This window comes from Telluria mixta, assembly GCF_029223865.1.
GTDB classification, from domain to species: Bacteria; Pseudomonadota; Gammaproteobacteria; order Burkholderiales; family Burkholderiaceae_D; genus Telluria; species Telluria mixta.
Map to the genome: position 1 here is coordinate 6388214 of NZ_CP119520.1, position 16421 is coordinate 6404634.

The following is a 16421-nucleotide window of genomic DNA, read 5'->3' on the forward strand; positions in this document are numbered from 1 at the left end:
AAAACGATAACGCATCCGATTGTTTTTGGGGAAATATATTGGCGTACTCAATCACGCCCGGCCGGGCACGAGGCGCACGAGCGTGATCTCGGACGGCGCGCCGAAGCGCTTCGGCGGTCCCCAGTACCCGGTGCCGCGGCTCGTGTACACCCACAGCGAGCGCACGCGGTTCAGGCCGGCAACGAACGGTTGCTGCAGCGGGACGAACAGATTCCACGGGAAAAACTGGCCGCCGTGGGTGTGGCCGGACAATTGCAGGTCGAAGCCGGCATCGGCCGCGGCCGGCGCGGTGCGCGGCTGGTGGGCCAGCAGGATGCGCACGGCGACGTCGTCCGGCGCGCCGGCGGCGGCGAGGTGCGGGTCGCTCTTGTGGGCGGGATTGAAATGCTGCGCCGTGTAATCCGTGACGCCGGCGATCATCAGCTTCGCACCGCCGCGGCGCCGGATCACGTGCTCGTTCAGCAGCACGCGCAGGCCCAGGCGGCGCACTTCCGCGATCCACTGCTCGGCGCCGGAATAATATTCATGGTTGCCGGTGACGAAGAACGTGCCGTCCGGCGCGGACAGGCGCGCCAGCGGTTCCGTGTGCATAGCCAGGCGCTGCACGCTGCCGTCGACGAGGTCGCCCGTGATCGCGATGGCGTCCGGCTTGAGCGCGTTGACCTTCGTGACGATGGCGTTCAGGTATGGCCGGCGGATCGTCGGGCCCACGTGGATGTCGGAAATCTGTGCGATCGAATAGCCGTGCAGGTCTTCCGGCAAGCCGTCGATCGGCACCTCGACCTTGACGACGCGCGCCACCCGGCGGGCGTTGATGAAGCCGATGCACGTGACGGCCAGCGCCAGCAGCGGCACGGCGACGGCGCTGTCGTGCGTAAACGCCGGGCCACCCGCGCCACCCACTGCAAGTGCCACCAGCACGAGATCGCGCAGCAAGGTCAGCACGAACAGCGAAGAAAACAGGCCCATCGCGAGCAGCCCGGCCCACGTGAGGGGTTCGGACCAGCGCGTGCGGCGCAGGCTCGGCGCCACGAGGCCGATGCGTACGAGCGCGGCCGACGCAGCGAGGAACACCGCCCCCGCCAGCATGCCGATGACACCGGCGTCCATCGCGGGCAAGAGCCGCAGGCCAATGTATGCGTGCAACAACAGGAGAATGGCAAGAATGGAAACGAAAGAACGCCGGCGCGCCATGGTGGGGTCAATCAGTCGGTAACCCCTCCAAGATGGGGCGGCCTGCGGCGTCTGCAAGGGCAGCCTGTAACCGATGTTACCGGGGCGGAAGCAGATGTAATAATCTGTATTAACGCGTGGCAGCATACACGGGTGTATCTATGATGATTGCATGCCTGGCGTAGTTGTGATCATCCCGATCCCCGTTGAGGCGCAAGGAACTAACCATGTTGAAGAAAAAATGCATTGGTGCCATGCTCCTGGCCGCAGCTGCCGTGTCCACCTCGGCAATGGCTGGCGATCGGGGTGTGAATACGGTCGTGGGTGCACTGGCCGGCGCCGCCATCGGCGGCAGCGTGGGTGGCCGGGACGGCGCGCTCGTCGGCGGTGCCATCGGCGCCGCGGTCGGCAATTCGGTCCGCACCAACGACGACTATTATTCCCGCAACCGTGGCTACGCCTACTCGAGCGGTTATTCGAACGGCTATTCCGGCGGCTATTACCAGTCGGCACCGGCCTACGTCGAGTCCCGTCCGGTCTATGTGCAACCGCGTCCGGTGTATGTGGAATCGCCCCGCTATTACTACAACTCCCGTCCGGACGTCGTCGTCGTCGAGCGGGGCCGCGGATACGACCACGACCGTGGCTGGCATCGCGGCCGGGATCGCGACCGCGGCGACTGGGACCGTGGCTACGACCGCGGCTGGCACCGCTGATCGTCGAACGAACCTCCAAAACCGCGCCTCGGCGCGGTTTTTTATTGGGCGTTCGCGCGGAGCCCTGCCGGGACCGGCTCGCCGGCACGCGCGTCGGCCTTGAGCGCAAGCCACGTCCAGACGCCGCCGGCCAGGTCGACGAGGCCGAACAGCACGATCATCGGGCTGGCGAGCCCGAGCAGCGCGAACACGACGAACGCGGCGCACACGAGCGCACGCGTGTAGACCGACGCTTCCAGGAACGGCCGGTGCCGCGCCCCGACCCACGCATAGATGCCGATGTTGAAGGCGAGGACGCCCGCGACGCGGATCCACACCTCGGCCGTAGGCGCGATCCCGAAGACCGACAACAGCACGTTCGGCGCCACGACGAGCACGGTACTGACGACGAAGACGTAGACGGCGAACACCCGGGCGCTGAATGTGGCTTTGGACATGGCCCCCCCCGATAAGTTATGTACAAAACAATCTTGTCGACTTTAACACGTTTGCTGCCGCCCCCCGCTACCCGTCCCCGGGGCGGCACCGGCCGCCCGGTCGGGAGGACACATGGTCGAGGCAGGCGACATCATCACATTGACGGCGGGTGCCTGGTGCCTGCAGGCGCCGCTGGGCGGGTCCAGCTACGGCCAGGTATGGCGTGCGACATCCATGCTGGACGGCACGCCAGCCGCGGTGAAACTCGTCAACCGCGCGCAGATGGATCTCGCGCTGCCGCCGCAAAGGACCGTCTGGCGCGCGTGCTTCGAAGCCGAGATCGCGTTTCTTCGCGGACTGCAGCCATGGGACCAGCGCCACATCGTGCGCCTGCTCGACAGCGGCGAACACGACGGCCAGCCCGCGCTGGCGCTGGAACTCCTGGACGGCGACCTGGCCGCCCACCTGGCGACCCTGCGCAGCCGTGGCGACGGTCCCGGCATCGACCAGGCGCTCGCGTGGACGGCCCAGGTGAATACCGCGCTGGCGAAGGTCCACCAATACGGCTGGCGCTACCTGGACCTGAAGCCGGCCAACCTGCTCGTCGACGCGCGCAGCGGCACGCTGAAGCTCGCGGACTTCGGCACCAATCGCCCCCTGCAGGACAGCGCCGCGCACTCTTACGCCGGCACTGCGGCCTGGCAGGCGCCGGAACAATTCTTTCCCGATGACGCCGGCCGCTACCGGACCGACGCGCGCAGCGATTACTTCGCCCTCGGTGCCCTGCTCTACTGGCTCGTCACCGGCATCCCGCTGCGCTTTTGCGCCGCGTGCGCCGACGCCTATCGGACCCATGGCACTGCGGGCGCCGCCGCGCTGCGCACACCCGCGATCCTCGCGCCGGACGAGATCGCGCTGTTCGCCGGCCATGCCCGCGCCGACGATGCGCCGGTGGCGCTGCTCCGTGCGCTGCTGGCACCGCGTCCGGAAGCGCGGCCCCGCCATGCGCTCGAGATCAGCCGCCTGATCGTCCGCGCCGCGGCCGGTGTGAACCCTCTGCGGAGCGCCGCATGAACCGCGCCCGCGTTTACGCCGGCGTGCTGCTCGCCGCCCTGTGCGCCCTGCAAATGCTCGCGCTGCTGCGCGCGCCGGCCGCGTGGCTGCCCGCGCAGGTGGCCGTCACCGTCGCGCCCGGCGCGACGCTGGACGTCGACCACGCCGCCCTCGGCGCCCCCGCGGCGGACGGCGGCCGCCTGCGGCTGGGGCGCGACAAGGACGGCAGATGGTGGGCGGCGGACGACGGCACGGGCGCCCCGCTGCGCGTCCAGGACGGCACCCGCCAGTACCGCAGCGGCAGCGTCGTTCTCGCGCGCGGCCAGCAATTCCAGCTCGGCGTGCTGCGCATGCGCGTCGACGCGGCCGACGCGAACGCCGTCGACCTCACGGCGGGCGGCACGCACTGGCACTACGACGGCGCCCTGCTGCGGCGCGACGGCGAGCCGCGACCGGCCTGCCCGGATGCCCGCCTGGGCACACGCCTCGCCGATGCATGGAACCGGATCGCCCCGCGCGCGCTGGCGTTCGGCCGCCCGCTCGTCTTCGGCGGCAACCTCGATTGCGGCAACCGCATCGCCGTCGCCGGCCTGTCCCTGCACGCCGCCGGCATCGTGCGCGACGAAGAAGGTTTTCGGATGAGCGCCGCGCCTTCGGTGCCGCTGCTGCTCGAAGAACATGACGACGTGGCCCTGCTGGCCGGCCGTCCGCTGCGCCTGGATGCCGGGCAGACGCTCGTCGCGGGCCGCACGCGCCTGCTGCTCGCGTCCGACGGCGACGTGCTGCGGATGCAGCCGGGCGGCCACGTCGCGCTGGTTGCCGACACGCAGAAGCGGCTGCCGGCCGGCGTCGCGTGGACGTGGACCCGGCGCGCGGCGTGGGACGTGCCCGCGCAGGCGACCGTGCCGTTCCTGGCCATCCTCGGCCTCGCGTGCGCGGCCGCGCTGTTCGTCAAAATGAAGGACAGCGTGCGCGCCGGCGCTGCGACCGGCGCGGCCCTGCTGCTGGCCGGCAGCGGCGCCGTCCTGTTCTGGCTGCAGCGTACGGGCGCACCGGCCGGCGCGGGCATCGGGCTGCTCGTGGCCTGGGCCGCGCTCGCGTTCGCGCTGCTGGCGCCGCGCCGTCTCGAACCCGTCCTCGCCGCCGCGCTGCCGCTGCTGGCACTGGGCCTGCTCGCCCAACTCGACCTGGGCCTCGGCGCACCCGATACCGCCTGGCTGCGCCACTTCCACAAGACGGCCGCGCTGCTCGCGCTGGGCGCGGGCGCCGCGACCCTGGCAGGCTTCCTGCGTCCCGCGCGGCCGCTGCCGCAGGCGCGCATCGAACTGGCGCTGTTGCTGCTGACGGGCGCCGCGCTCCTTGCACTGCTGCTGCAGGTCGCGTACGGCGACGAGACGGGCGTGTTCGACCTGCAGCCCGTGGAATTCGCGAAGCTGGCGCTGGCCGCGCTGTCCGCTCACTGCCTCGCGCTGGCCTGCGGGGACGGCCCGGCGCCGGGCGGCGCGTGGCGGCGCGGCCTGCGGCTCGCCGCGCCCGCACTGCTGTTCATGCTGCTGCTCGGCGTCGCACTGGTGCAGGTCGACGATTACTCTCCGCTCGTGCTGCTCGCGCTGTGGGCCGGCACGATGATGCTGGCGCAGGCGCTGGCCACGCGCCGCCGCGGCACCGCACTGGTGTTGGCAGGCGTGGCGCTGGCGGCCGTGGCGACGGTAGCCCTGCTGCGCGGCGCGGGCGCGGACGGCATCGCGCGCTGGGATTTCTATGCCGACCGCTTCCTCGTGTGGCTCAACCCCGGCACGCATCCACACACGGGACAGCAGTTGCTGCTGGGCGCCCGCGCCATCGCGCAGGGCGGCTGGCGCGGCGCGGACGGCGCGTTCGGCCTCGCGGCGCTGGGCCTCGATCCGGGCTTCGCGCTGCGCATCCCGGCCGTGCAGGACGACTTCGCCGCGTCGTTCTTCCTGCAGCGTCACGGGCTGCTTGCTGCCGTCGGCCTGTGGCTGCTGCAGGCGCTGTTCCTCGCCGCGCTGCTGCGCCTCGCCGTACGCTGCTGGCTGGCCGGCGCGAACGCGCGCGACTTCCGCGTGGCGTGGCTCGCGCGCCTGCGCTGCTTCTTCCTGGCCGGCGGCGCCGCGTTCGCGTTCGGCCACTTCCTGCTGTCGTGGGGCACCAACCTCGCGATCTTCCCGGTGATGGGCCAGCCGATGAGCTTTCTGTCGGCGGGCGGCTCGCACCTGCTGTTTTTCATCTGCCCCCTGCTAGGTGCCGCTGCCGCCAGCAGCCAATCTTTAGAGGAGAACGAATCATGCCGGTCTACGTCCAACATGAAGCTCTAGGCAAGATCAACGACGTCTTCGACGCCCATGCCATCTGGCAGGCGCCCGGGCTGGCGCTGTTCGCGCGCCGCCCGCTGCTGCGCGACCTGCTGGAACGCTCGCCGCGCGAACAGCGCGGACGCGCCGCCACCCGCTGCTTTTCCCACATCACGCTGATGCTGCCGCAGGAAGAGGTCGACGACGACCGCCACCTCACGCGGGGCGCACGCGTGCGCGACCTCGCGCAAAGCCTGGCCGCTCTGCACCAAAAGGATTTCGGCGACCTGCTGCAGGGCGACGACGTCCGTTACCACGTCGTCGGCGCCGACCGCCTGGAACCGGGCGAAGTCGAAGTGAAATTCGGCCACGCCGTCTACCTGCCCGCGCCGAACGAAGCCGTGCAGTACACGGTCAGCGTGTCGCGCGACAGCGCCGTGTGGAAAACCGTCTGCCCCATCTACCCGAACCAGCGCCTGACCCTGATCGGCCACGATGCCCACGAGGCCACCTACGCCGCGCCGGGCTGGCCGTTCGGCGCGGAAGGCGCCGTCCTTCTGATCAACGACGGGCCGGAGTCGCCGCTGGAAGTGCAGGTGCGCCCGAAGGACGCTTTCGATTGCAGCTACGACGCGGCCGCCGGCTACTGGACGATCAGGTCGCGCCGCGGCGCCGTCGATGGCACCGGTGCCGCGCTGCGCCTGCTGCTGCGCGTGACGCCGGCCGGGACGACACGCGCGCCAGCCCCGGCGAAGCCCGCATCCGCGCGCCCGGCGGTCTGGAAGCCGCGCGCCGTGCCCGATCCCGAGCTCACGGCCGTCCCGGTGGCCCGCACCCCGGCACCACTCACGGTCGACGCGACGTACGCCCCCGTTGCGCGCCAGCGCGTGACGCTCGCCGCGCTGGCGCTGCCGCGGCTGTCGCGCTACCGCGAGACGGGTGCGCAGGCGCTGGAAATCGGCTTGAACCGCGCGTTCGTCCCCGCGGCGCAAGGTTCGGAGACTGTCATCGGGTTCGCCGTCGACGACCAGGACCAGCTGCAGGCGATCACCCAGGCCGGCCGCGAACGGATCGCCGTGCCGGCCACATTCAGTCCCGTCGACGGCACGCGCGTGGAGCTGGCCGCGTGCGCGCCCGCGCTGGCCGACCGTTACTGCGCCCTGCTGATGCTGCCGCAGCCGCCGGCCCTGCCGGTGGCGCCGGGCGCCCGCTTCACGTTCGGCCGGGGCGCACCGATGCTCGCGGCGCTGCGCGTGCTCGATTCGCCGGCCTTTATCAGGAATGCGGCCGGCACGCCGCCGTCGAGCGCCGACCGCCTCGGGCTGTCGCGTGATGCGTTCAGCTTCGAAGCGGGACCGGACGGCTGGCTGATCGCGCGCCTGTCGCCCACGCAGGCCTTGTACCACCTGGACGACAAGCTGGCATTCGTCGCCGCCATCGATGCGGCCACGCCGGAGCAGCCTTATCGCCTTCCAGCCGGCCACCACCTCGTCGCGGGTCATTACGTGCTGCGCTTCGATGCGTGAGATGGCGACCATGGTGCCGTGGTTCGTGTGGGCCGGTGCGCTGGCGGCGACGCTCGTGCTGGCCGCGTGGTACACGCCGCGCGCGTGGTGGCGCCGGCCCAATCTGCGTGCGCTCGCGGTGGTGGCCGGCGGCACGCTCGGATTCGGCCTGCTGTTCACGTCCCTGCTGCCGTCCGCGCCCGTGCCGGCGACGCTGGCTGCGATCGGTCCCGCGGCCGGCGCGCACTACCGCGTCGTGGACGACCTGAACCTGCGCGAAGACCGCGGCGTGCGCGCCGCCCGGATGCGCGTGCTGCGCGCGGGGACGGTCGTCAGCACGACGGGGGCGACGGATGGCGACTGGTGGCGCGTGCGCGTCGAGGGCAGCGGCGTCGAAGGCTGGGCGAGCAGCCTGTGGCTACGCCGCACCGACGAGCGGCGTTGACAGGCGCATGGGGTTGTAGCGCACCTTGTCGACCTGCATGGGCGCCGTGCGCTCGAAGCCGAGCGACTCGTAGAACGGCACGGCAAAATTCGACGAGTTCACGGTGAAGAATCCGGGATGCGCCGGCACGAGCGCCGCCGCGCGCCCCGCCTCCCACAGCGCCCGCGCGATGCCGCGCCGCTGGTATGCGGCATCGACGAACAGGTGGAAGACGTGCGTGCCGTCGCGCACGCCGATGAATCCGGCCAGCACGCCATCGACGATGGCCACGTGGTAGACGTAGCCGGCGTCCAGGTTGCGTTGCAGGCCGGCCGCGTCGTGCTGGGCGAGGAAGTTCGCGGCGTCCTCCGGCGCGGATTCATGGAGAAAGAAGGATTCGGCGGCGCGGCGCAGCACAGCGGCGGCGGCCGGGATGTCGGTCGGTTCCAATAAGCGTATCTGCATGAGCGACAAGATAACACGGTCGCCTGCTTGTCGAAGCGTCACGTTGGTAAAAACCCGCACTGGCGGGGTCATCCCGACTGCCGCGTTGACCCGGCCGGGTGGTGCCCGTAGACTGGCCTGATGACGATATCCAGCTTCACCCCGGCGAAGGCGGCGGCACCGGCCCGGCGCAAGGTCCCGCTGACGCAACCGCTGCGCCATGCGCGCTACCGGCACTTGTGGTGCGCCAACCTGGTCTCGAACCTCGGCACGTGGATCCAGACGTTCGCGTCGGCCTGGCTGATCGCGTCCAGCTCGCACTCGGCGTCCACGACCACGCTCGTGCAGACCTGCACGTACATCCCGATCTTCCTGTTCGCGCTGTTCGCGGGCGTCGTCGCGGACGCCGTGCACCGTCCCAAGTTCCTGTTCTTCTGCAACCTGTTCATGGCCGGCTGCGCGTGCACGCTGGCGGCGCTCGTCGCGTCCGGGCACGCGCCGCACGTCGTCGTGCTGATGGTGCTGTTCTGCCTCGGCTGCGGTTCCGCGTTCATGTGGCCCGCGTGGCAGGCCGCGATGTCGGGGCTCGTCGAGCCGGACGAAGTGGAAGCCGCGGCGACCCTCAACAACCTGTCGTACAACACGGCGGCGATCATCGGGCCGGCGCTGGGCGGCGTCCTGTTCAAGTGGATCGGTCCCGGCCCGCTGTTCCTCCTCAACGCGATCTCGTTCGTGGGCCTGCTCGCGATCTACCGCGCCTGGTGGCGCGCCGACCGCTCGCACGTGAAGCCCTGCGCGGGCTATGGCGCGCGCCTGCGCGAAGGCGTCCATACGGCGTTCGGGTGCCCGCGCTACCGCCGCATCCTGCGCAACGTGGCCACCGTGTTCTTTGCCACCATCGCCTTCGCAGGCCTGTTGCCCGTGTTCGTGCGCGACGTGCTGCGCATGGATGCCAGCGTGTTCGGCACCCTGATGGGCAGCCTGGGCGCCGGCGCCGTGGTGGCGGCGTTCTGCCTGCCGGCGCTGCGCGCGCGCGTCGACAAGACCAACATCCTGGCCGGCGCGCTGGCCGTGTATGGTTGCATGCTGGCCATCATGCCCTTCCTGCATACGCTGGCGCTGCTCATCCCGCTGATCGTGTGCGGCGGCATGGCCTGGTCCGCCGTCGTCTCGACCCTGAACGCGGCCGCCCAGCTGTCGTTCCCCGCGGACGTGCGGGCGCGCACCCTGGCGATCTATCTCGTCGTGATGGCGGGCGGCTACACGCTCGGCAGCCTGTTCTGGGGCCGCGTCGCGGACGCCTGGGGCGTGCGGTTCGCGATGGCGGCGGCCGGCGCGTGCGTGCTCGTCAACGCGGCCGTGTTGCTGACGGGTAGGCGGAAAAACCCCATCTAATCGAAGCTTGGCGAAATGGCATTTGCGGTTAGAGTAGCGGGATGCCGATTTCTCCCTTCATTGCCGGGCTGCGCTTCGGCGCCCTGGACGTCGCCGCATGCTCGCGCCTGGGCGCCGGCCCGCGCCTGCGCGCGGAAAACCAGGATAACCTGCTCCTGATCGACGTGGACGGCAACGCCGCCTGGCTGCAGGACCAGGCCGTGCAGCGCCGGCTGCTGCCCGGCTGGCGCCCCGGTCACGCGCGCCTCGCCGTGCTGGACGGAATGGGCGGCCATGGCCACGGCCGCGAAGCCGCGGAAGCCGTCGTCGCCGGCCTGCTCGCGCTGCCGCCCTGCACGACCGGCGCCGAACTGGCGCGCCGCCTCGACGCGCTGCATGCGGACCTGCAGCGCCATTTCGCCGACACGCCCGGCCCCCGCCCCGGCACGACGCTCACCCTGCTGGAAGTGCGCGCGGACGACACCCCGCTGCTGTACCACGTGGGCGATTCGCGGCTGTACGAGATCACGCCGGCGCGCGCGGCGCCGCTGACGGTCGACCATGTCCCCGCCACCGCCTACGCGATGGCCGGCCTGCTGGGCGACGCCGACTGGTGGCGGCAGGTGCATGGCGAACACCGGCCTCAGATCGCCCAGGCTTTCCTGCTCGGGAATGCGTTCGCCGATCCTGCGCGGCTGAACGACCCGCTGTTCGAACTATCGCCGCTGAACCTGCCGTCCTGGCTGTCCCACCTGGCCGACCGCCGTCCGCTCGAGCTGCGCGCAGGCAGCACCTACCTGCTGGCGACGGACGGCCTCTGGTCGTGCTCGGACCCGCACGGCTGGGTCGCGCAATGGCCGCAGCTGCTGGCCGGGACGACGGACGCCGCCACGATGCTGCACGCCTTGCTGGCCGCGTACGACGCGCATCCGGCCGCGTTCTTTTATCCGGACAACGTCAGCGCGATCCTCGTGCGCGTCCCCGGCGCGGCGCGCGACGAGACGGCGTTGCCGGGTGTTTGACTGTGGTAAATAATGCATGTTGGAAAAAAGTCTTGCTCAACTATGAAATCCGCGCGCCGCGCTACGCTACAATCGCGTAAGCTGAAACCCATGCTCCGAACCATTTAAACCGCCCATGAAGCGTTGCAGCAGTCCCGATCACCCGCATTGCACCGTCTGGGTCGCCCCCGGCGAGGCACAGTGCGCGCACGGCCACCGCCAGGCGCCCGGGGCGGTCGATGTGCTCGGCTCCAGCTTCGAGATGCTGAAACGGGTCCGTGCGGAAAGTCCAGTACGCGGCCCGGCGCCAATTCATGCACAACCGCCCCGCCCCCACCTGCACGTGAGCGGCTTCGATCCGCGCGCGGCCGGCGGCCGCCAGGCGATCAAGCTGGAATTGCGGGGCATGCCGGACGACGCGCCGGCGCAACTGACGCTGCTGCTCGAATCGAAGCTGCTGCCTATGGGCGCCGGCCAGCTGCAGTTCGTGCGCACCCTGCGCGGCGACTGGCGGCCCGTGTTCGTGGAATTCTCGTCGCGCGGGCGGGAACACGGCCAGTACCGCGTCGACCTGGAAATCCACGCCCGTCACCCGGCACGCACGTGGGTCGCGACGCTCGTGCTGCTCGTGCCGCGCCCGGACGCGTCGCTGGGCGAGATCCACCAGACCTACCTGTCCACGCATAAAAACGTCCGCATCAGCGCCGACGATGCCGCCATCGCCCGGGTGCAGGGCCTGGCCGGCGGCGGCGCGATGGACATCGACATCCAGGCCCGCAACGCGTCCATCGCCCAGCTGAACCTGGATGCCGGCGCCGGCGGCAAGGTGGCCGTCGGCCTGCCGACCATCGCGTGGGACGAGGACCTGATCGAAATCGACCTGCCGGCCGAGCGCGCCGCGCATCCGTGCCCGGCGAGCACCGCCTGCCTCGTGTACGCGGAACCGGACGCCGGCGCCCAGCGCCACGTGCGCCTGTTCGCGCTGGACGAATGCGTGCTGGGCCGCCATGAATCCGCCGGCGCCGAGGCCGACCTGCTGCTGCAACATGTTGGCGAACATGGGCCCGAACCGGACGGCCTTACGCGCCGGCTGTCCGCGCGCCACGCCGTCATCCGGCCTGCGCGCGGCGGCTTCGAGATCGAAGACGTGTCGCGCTACGGCCTGCTGCTGGACGGCGTCTGGCCCGGCAAGCACGTACCCGTCCCCCTGCGCCTCGGGATGCGCATCGAATTGACGGCCAGCATACGCGGCGTCGTGACGTTCGTCGTGACGGCGCTGCACGCGCATGCGCTGACCCTGCACCGCGTCGATGCGGGCGGCGCGGCGGAATGCTTCGTGCTGCTGGCACCTGGCGTCGTGCCCGAACCGGCAGCAGCCAGCACGGGTGCGCTGCCGCGCGCGGCCGGCATGCCGATCCTGTTCCACCGCGACGGCGGTTTCTGGCACCTCGACCCGTCCAGCGGCCAGGAAACCCCGATCGGCCCGGCCACGGTGCTGGACCGCCTTGCCCGCTTCACGGGCCGCGTACGGTTCGCGGCAAGCCCGCGTCCGGAAGACCATGCCGAACGCACGGGCGACCGGCGGCGGGCGCACGCCCGCCTGTTGGACGCTTGAGTTAACCCGGCCGCAGGATCAGGAAGATCAGCGCGGCGCCGGTCAACAGCACGGCTTCCAGCGACAGCACGATGAACGGGATCTGGATATCCTTGGGAATTCGCATGATCGCCTCCTCGTTTGCAGAGTGCGATTGATTATGCGCTCAAGGTGAAGACACTGCGGATTTCCGCTGCGTATCGTGTTGCCTACATCAGGTCGCGTACGATACGAAATCCCACGATATCGTTCGACAACGCGGCCGAGAAGCCGTTGCGCAGCGCCGAGCGCAGGTAGCGCGGGTTGTACAGCCAGGAGCCGCCGCGCAGGATGCGGCGGGCCTGGTCGCCGCCCTCTTCCCACGCGCTGCCGTCCAGCGGCGCGCCGTCGTAGTTGTCGTGCACGACGTCCTGCACCCATTCCCACACGTTGCCGTGCATGTCGAACAGGCCCCAGGGATTGGCGGGGAATGCGCCAACCGGCGTCGTGCCGCGCCGGTACTCGCCGCGCGGGCCGCCGTTGTACGTGAAATTGCCGTCGTAATTGGCCAGGTCCGTCGTGATCGTGTCGCCGAACGAGAACGCGGTCTTCGATCCGGCGCGGCACGCGTATTCCCATTCCGCCTCGCTCGGCAGCCGGTACGATTTACCCGTCGCTTCGGAGAGCCAGCGGACGTAGCGGATGGCGTCGAACCAGTTCACGCCGACGACGGGATGGCGGTCCGTCTGCGCGAACCCGGGCGCGTCCCAATCGGTTTCCCCGCTCGGCCGCCAGCCGGTGCTGGCCACGAACACGCGCCATTCGCCCACCGTCACCGGATAGCGGCCCATCGCGATCGGTTTCTCGATGCCGACCCAGTGCTGCGGCAGCTCGCGCGCCAGCCAGCCCGGTTGCGAGCCGGCCTCGATCGCGATCTTCCGTTCGTGCTCGGGGAACCCATCTGGAACCGGCCCGTCGGCAACAGCACGAGTTCCGGCCCTTTCGCATCGCCGCCGACGAAGCGGTCGCGCAGCACGCCTTCCGTGTCGGCGACAGGGCTGGCCGGCGTGGGCATCAGCTGCGTCAGCACGGCCTGCGCGCGTGCCGCTTCCTCGAGCCGGGCGCGCTTCTGTTCCGCGATGTATGCGGCGGCGGCCCTGGCCTGCGCCAGCTTGCGCTGCGCTTCCTCGCGCTCCAGTCTCGCCTTTTCCGCTTCCGCCGCGCGCCGTTCCAGCAACTGCTGGCGCAGCGCTTCCTTGCGCGCCGCGCGGGCGGCTTCGGCGGCGACTTTCGCGGCCCGTTCCTGTTCACGCCGCTGGCGGTCCAGCTGCGCTTTCGCGGCCGCTTCCGCCTGCGCTTGCGCCAGCTTGCGCGCGGCCAGTTCGCGTGCGGCCTCGCGTGCGGCCTGTCCTGCGCGCTCCTTTTCGATCGCCTCGGTCTCGGCGCGGCGCGCCTCGTCGATGTCCGGCGCCGCGCGCAGACGTGCCAGCAGTTCGCTCACGCTGGCCGGACGCTGGGCCGGATCCTGCGCGAAGCCGGCACGCAGCACGGCCCACTGCGCGTCGTTCAGCGCCTCCGGCCTGAACGGATCGGCGCCAGCCGGCAAGGCACCGGTCAGCATCTGGTACAGCATGACGGCGACGGCATACACGTCCAGCCCACGCTCCGGCACGCCACCGGCACCGCTGGCTTCCGGTGCGCGATAGCCCGCCGTGCCCGAGCTGGCCGGGGCTTCGAGCGCGAGGCCACTGGCACGTGCGCGCGCCGCGATGCCGAAGTCGAGCAGCTTGACGTCGCCGCCGCGCGCGAGGAACACATTGGCGGGCTTGATGTCGCGGTGGACGAGGTGATGCCGCTCCCACGCGTAATCGAGTGCGGCGGCCACGGGCGCCAGCACATCCAGCGCGCGCTCGGGACCGAGCCGGCCGACGCGCGCCAGCAGCGTGTCGAGATCCTCGCCGTCCAGGCACTCCATGATGATGAAATAGCTGCCCGTGGCCGGGTCCTGCGCCCAGTCGTACACGCGCACGATGTGCTGGTGCGCGAGCTGGCGCGCGCGTGCCGCTTCCTCGATCAGCAGCTTCGCATGCAGGGAATTCTCCGTGAGCCGGGGCGGCAGGATCTTCAGCGCGACCTGCGCGCTGTGGCCCAGTTCCGCATGCGTGGCGAGGTCCGTCACCTGCCACACCTCGCCCATGCCGCCCTGCGCGATCAGGCGCTCCAGCCGGTAGCGGCGGTGCGCCGGCCCCACTTCCTGCGTGGCCATCAGGCCGATCTCGGTGCCGGCGCGCACCGGCACGTCCGCCGGGACGTCGGCGGGATAGGCAGCGTCGAGAATCGCGTTCTTGCGGCTGTCGAATTCCTGGCGGCTCAACAGGCCGTCTTCGTGCAGCGCGCGCAGTTCGCGCAGCTTGTCGATCGCCGTCTGCATCATCCCCGCGCCGGCAGCGGCGCGCCGCACGTACCGCAGAACCGGTCGCCGGCCTGGGCGCCGGCGTGACGGCAGGTTGCACCCGCGATGAGCGCACCGCCCAGTTGCGCCTGCGTCGCCAGCGCCGTCTTGTTGACGTCGTTCTGCAGCGCGAGCAGTTCCAGCTGGTGGCGCCGCTCGCGCTCCAGTTCAGCGTCGCGCCGCGTGCGCTCGCGTTCGACCTGTTCATCGGCGAGGCGCGACGACGTCAGCGCGGCCAGCTGCTCCGCGCTCATGCCGGCCTGCGTGCGGGCCTTCAGCACGTCCGCCAGCAGCGCCGCGTTGGTCTCGCCGGCCAGCACCAGTTTCGTCGTATCGTCCACGGCGCCCAGCGTTTCCATGCGGCGCAGCTCGTGCGCGCGCTCGGCGCCGAGCAGCTCGGCCTGCAGCACGGCGCGGGCCTCTTCGCCGTCCAGCGCCACCTGCTGCAGCGCCGCATCCGCTTCGATCGTGCGCAACAGCTTTTCGTGCTGGGCCAGCGCGTCGGCCTGCGTCCCGTCGCGGCGCAGCGCTTCCACGCGCTGGCGCACGGCTTCCACCTCGATCGACTCCTCGCGCTCTGCTGCCCGCAGCCGCGCCGCATGTTCTTGCGCCTCGATCTCGCGCGCGCGCCGTGCCGCGTCTTCCTCCGCCGCGTGCAGACGGGCCAGTTCCGCGCGCTGGCGGGCCGCGTCCTCGATGCCGCGCGCCTGCTCGATCTTGTTCCTGATCTGCTGCTGCAGCAACTGGTGCGTGAAGCGCTGCGCGGCGACCGTGCGGGCCTGGGCCGCATCCTGGCGCGCCAGCGCGACCTCTTCGCGCATGCGCACGGCGGCCAGTTCGCGCAGGTGCGCCCATTCCGTTTCCTGGTCGCCGCGCGCGCCACGTTTCTGCGCCAGTTCGTGTTCCAGTTCGGCGACGAGGTCTTGCGCGCCCCGCTCGATCGCGTGCTTGCGCGAGCGGGACTCGACGATGCGCCCATACAGCTCGATCTCGCGGGCGCGGATCGCCTGTGCGCGCTCGGCGTTCTGCAGGCTCATCTCCGCGCGCTCGATGCCCGCGCCCTGGCGCAGTTCCGCGCGCCGGTGCGCGAGGCGCGCCTGGCTTTCCTCACGTGCGATGCGGCGCCATTCGTCGTCCGAATACAGCTCGTCGAGCTGGCGCGCATGCTCCACCTTGACCCGCTGCTCGTCCACGGCCAGCCACAGGCTGCCGATGCGCGCGCGGTTGGCGTCGAAGCGGTCGTGGCGCAGCGCCAGCGTCTCCACGCGGACGATGGCCAGGCCGTAGTCGGCGAGCAAGGTGGCGAGGCCGCCCTGCAGGTGCTGGTCCAGTTCCGGCCGCAGTTCGCGCCGGCCCGCCATCTCGCGCAGCGAACGGGCGGCGACGAATTCGCCCGCCAGTTGTCGCACCGGCTGCTGCAGCAGTTCGCGCAGGTGGTCGGCTTTCACGGTGCCCGGCATCGTCATGAAATGGCGCGCGAACGCGGGCACGCTCTCGATCCGCACGGACAGCGCGAGCCGTGCCGACACGGCCAGGTGCTCGGCGCTGAACAGGCCATCCAGCTCGAAGTCGACCGGCAGCGCGCCGCTGCGGGTGACGAGGATTTCCGCATGCTGGTCGCGCAGCAGGTGATTCAGGCGTGTAAAGAACCCTTCGATCTCGTACTCGCCCTGCGGGACTTCGGTCGCCTGCTCGCCCTGCAGGATGTAGGCCCGCGCCGTGGCGGGCACGCGCAAGGTCTTGACGAATACGCCGGACAGCGCGCGCACGCCGAAGAACACGGCCAGTTCGTCAGGGCCGGGCACCCAGCGGTTCTCCACCAGCACGGGTTCGTTGCGCGGCGTGCCGAGCATCAGGCCGCAGGCGGCGCAATAGCCGTCCGCCGCGCCCGTCCCTTGAGAACAGCGCGGGCACTTTGCCCCACCCAATCCAAACATCCGCAACATCGTCGACTCCTTCCGGCTTACCCTGCAAGCC

General features: G+C 70.7%; 14 protein-coding genes. 8 read left to right on the forward strand and 6 right to left on the reverse strand.

All coding sequences use genetic code 11. The annotated features are described in order from the left end of the window. Positions 1-51: 51 nt before the first annotated feature. The gene (locus P0M04_RS28135) at positions 52-1194 is read right to left on the reverse strand and encodes a metallophosphoesterase (RefSeq protein WP_259451047.1); all 1143 of its coding nucleotides are present in this window, start codon (positions 1192-1194) and stop codon (positions 52-54) included. Between the two features lie 206 nt (positions 1195-1400). Here P0M04_RS28135 and P0M04_RS28140 point away from each other — a divergent pair, with 206 nt between their 5' ends. After that, the gene (locus tag P0M04_RS28140; RefSeq protein ID WP_259451046.1) at positions 1401-1889 is read left to right on the forward strand and encodes a glycine zipper domain-containing protein; all 489 of its coding nucleotides are present in this window, start codon (positions 1401-1403) and stop codon (positions 1887-1889) included. A 41-nt stretch (positions 1890-1930) separates the two neighbouring features. Here P0M04_RS28140 and P0M04_RS28145 read toward each other — a convergent pair whose 3' ends face one another. Beyond that, a complete protein-coding gene (locus P0M04_RS28145) occupies positions 1931-2326 on the reverse strand; it encodes a hypothetical protein (protein ID WP_259451045.1) in 396 nt (131 codons plus the stop codon). 112 nt (positions 2327-2438) lie between these two features. Between P0M04_RS28145 and P0M04_RS28150 the strand changes: the two genes are divergently transcribed. Genes P0M04_RS28150 through P0M04_RS28165 form a run of 4 tightly spaced genes read left to right on the forward strand, consistent with a single transcriptional unit; the run spans position 2439 to position 7621 of the window. Beyond that, entirely contained in the window at positions 2439-3380 is a 942-nt protein-coding gene (locus P0M04_RS28150) for a serine/threonine-protein kinase (protein ID WP_259451044.1), read from the forward strand. Continuing rightward, on the forward strand, positions 3377-5695 hold the full coding sequence (locus P0M04_RS28155; RefSeq protein WP_259451043.1) for an FtsW/RodA/SpoVE family cell cycle protein: 2319 nt from the start codon (positions 3377-3379) through the stop codon (positions 5693-5695). Before P0M04_RS28150 ends, P0M04_RS28155 begins: the two co-directional genes overlap by 4 nt. Continuing rightward, positions 5665-7197: a hypothetical protein gene (locus P0M04_RS28160; protein WP_259451042.1), complete on the forward strand. Its 1533-nt coding sequence runs from the start codon at positions 5665-5667 to the stop codon at positions 7195-7197. Before P0M04_RS28155 ends, P0M04_RS28160 begins: the two co-directional genes overlap by 31 nt. A 1-nt stretch (position 7198) precedes the next feature. Further along, positions 7199-7621: an SH3 domain-containing protein gene (locus P0M04_RS28165; RefSeq protein WP_259451041.1), complete on the forward strand. Its 423-nt coding sequence runs from the start codon at positions 7199-7201 to the stop codon at positions 7619-7621. Here P0M04_RS28165 and P0M04_RS28170 read toward each other — a convergent pair. Next, on the reverse strand, positions 7595-8050 hold the full coding sequence (locus tag P0M04_RS28170; RefSeq protein ID WP_259451040.1) for a GNAT family N-acetyltransferase: 456 nt from the start codon (positions 8048-8050) through the stop codon (positions 7595-7597). The two genes, P0M04_RS28165 and P0M04_RS28170, sit on opposite strands and share 27 nt — an antisense overlap. 135 nt (positions 8051-8185) lie before the next feature. Between P0M04_RS28170 and P0M04_RS28175 the strand changes: the two genes are divergently transcribed. The 3 genes from P0M04_RS28175 to P0M04_RS28185 all read left to right on the forward strand — a co-directional run bounded on the left by P0M04_RS28175 (position 8186) and on the right by P0M04_RS28185 (position 12034). Beyond that, the gene (locus tag P0M04_RS28175; RefSeq protein ID WP_259451039.1) at positions 8186-9439 is read left to right on the forward strand and encodes an MFS transporter; all 1254 of its coding nucleotides are present in this window, start codon (positions 8186-8188) and stop codon (positions 9437-9439) included. Positions 9440-9480: 41 nt separating this feature from the next. Next, a complete protein-coding gene (locus tag P0M04_RS28180) occupies positions 9481-10440 on the forward strand; it encodes a PP2C family protein-serine/threonine phosphatase (protein WP_259451038.1) in 960 nt (319 codons plus the stop codon). A 115-nt stretch (positions 10441-10555) separates the two neighbouring features. After that, positions 10556-12034 (forward strand): FHA domain-containing protein, encoded by a 1479-nt coding sequence (locus tag P0M04_RS28185; protein ID WP_259451037.1) that lies wholly within the window; start codon positions 10556-10558, stop codon positions 12032-12034. Positions 12035-12222: 188 nt separating this feature from the next. Here the strand turns inward: P0M04_RS28185 and P0M04_RS32825 are convergent, their stop codons facing one another. From P0M04_RS32825 to P0M04_RS28195, 3 genes are read right to left on the reverse strand one after another with little or no spacing between them, the layout of a single operon-like run. Then, on the reverse strand, positions 12223-12927 hold the full coding sequence (locus tag P0M04_RS32825) for a formylglycine-generating enzyme family protein (RefSeq protein ID WP_307734428.1): 705 nt from the start codon (positions 12925-12927) through the stop codon (positions 12223-12225). Then, positions 12825-14426 (reverse strand): serine/threonine-protein kinase, encoded by a 1602-nt coding sequence (locus tag P0M04_RS28190; protein ID WP_307734312.1) that lies wholly within the window; start codon positions 14424-14426, stop codon positions 12825-12827. Before P0M04_RS28190 ends, P0M04_RS32825 begins: the two co-directional genes overlap by 103 nt. Continuing rightward, entirely contained in the window at positions 14423-16390 is a 1968-nt protein-coding gene (locus tag P0M04_RS28195; protein WP_259451036.1) for a coiled-coil domain-containing protein, read from the reverse strand. Before P0M04_RS28195 ends, P0M04_RS28190 begins: the two co-directional genes overlap by 4 nt. Between the last annotated feature and the right edge of the window lie 31 nt (positions 16391-16421).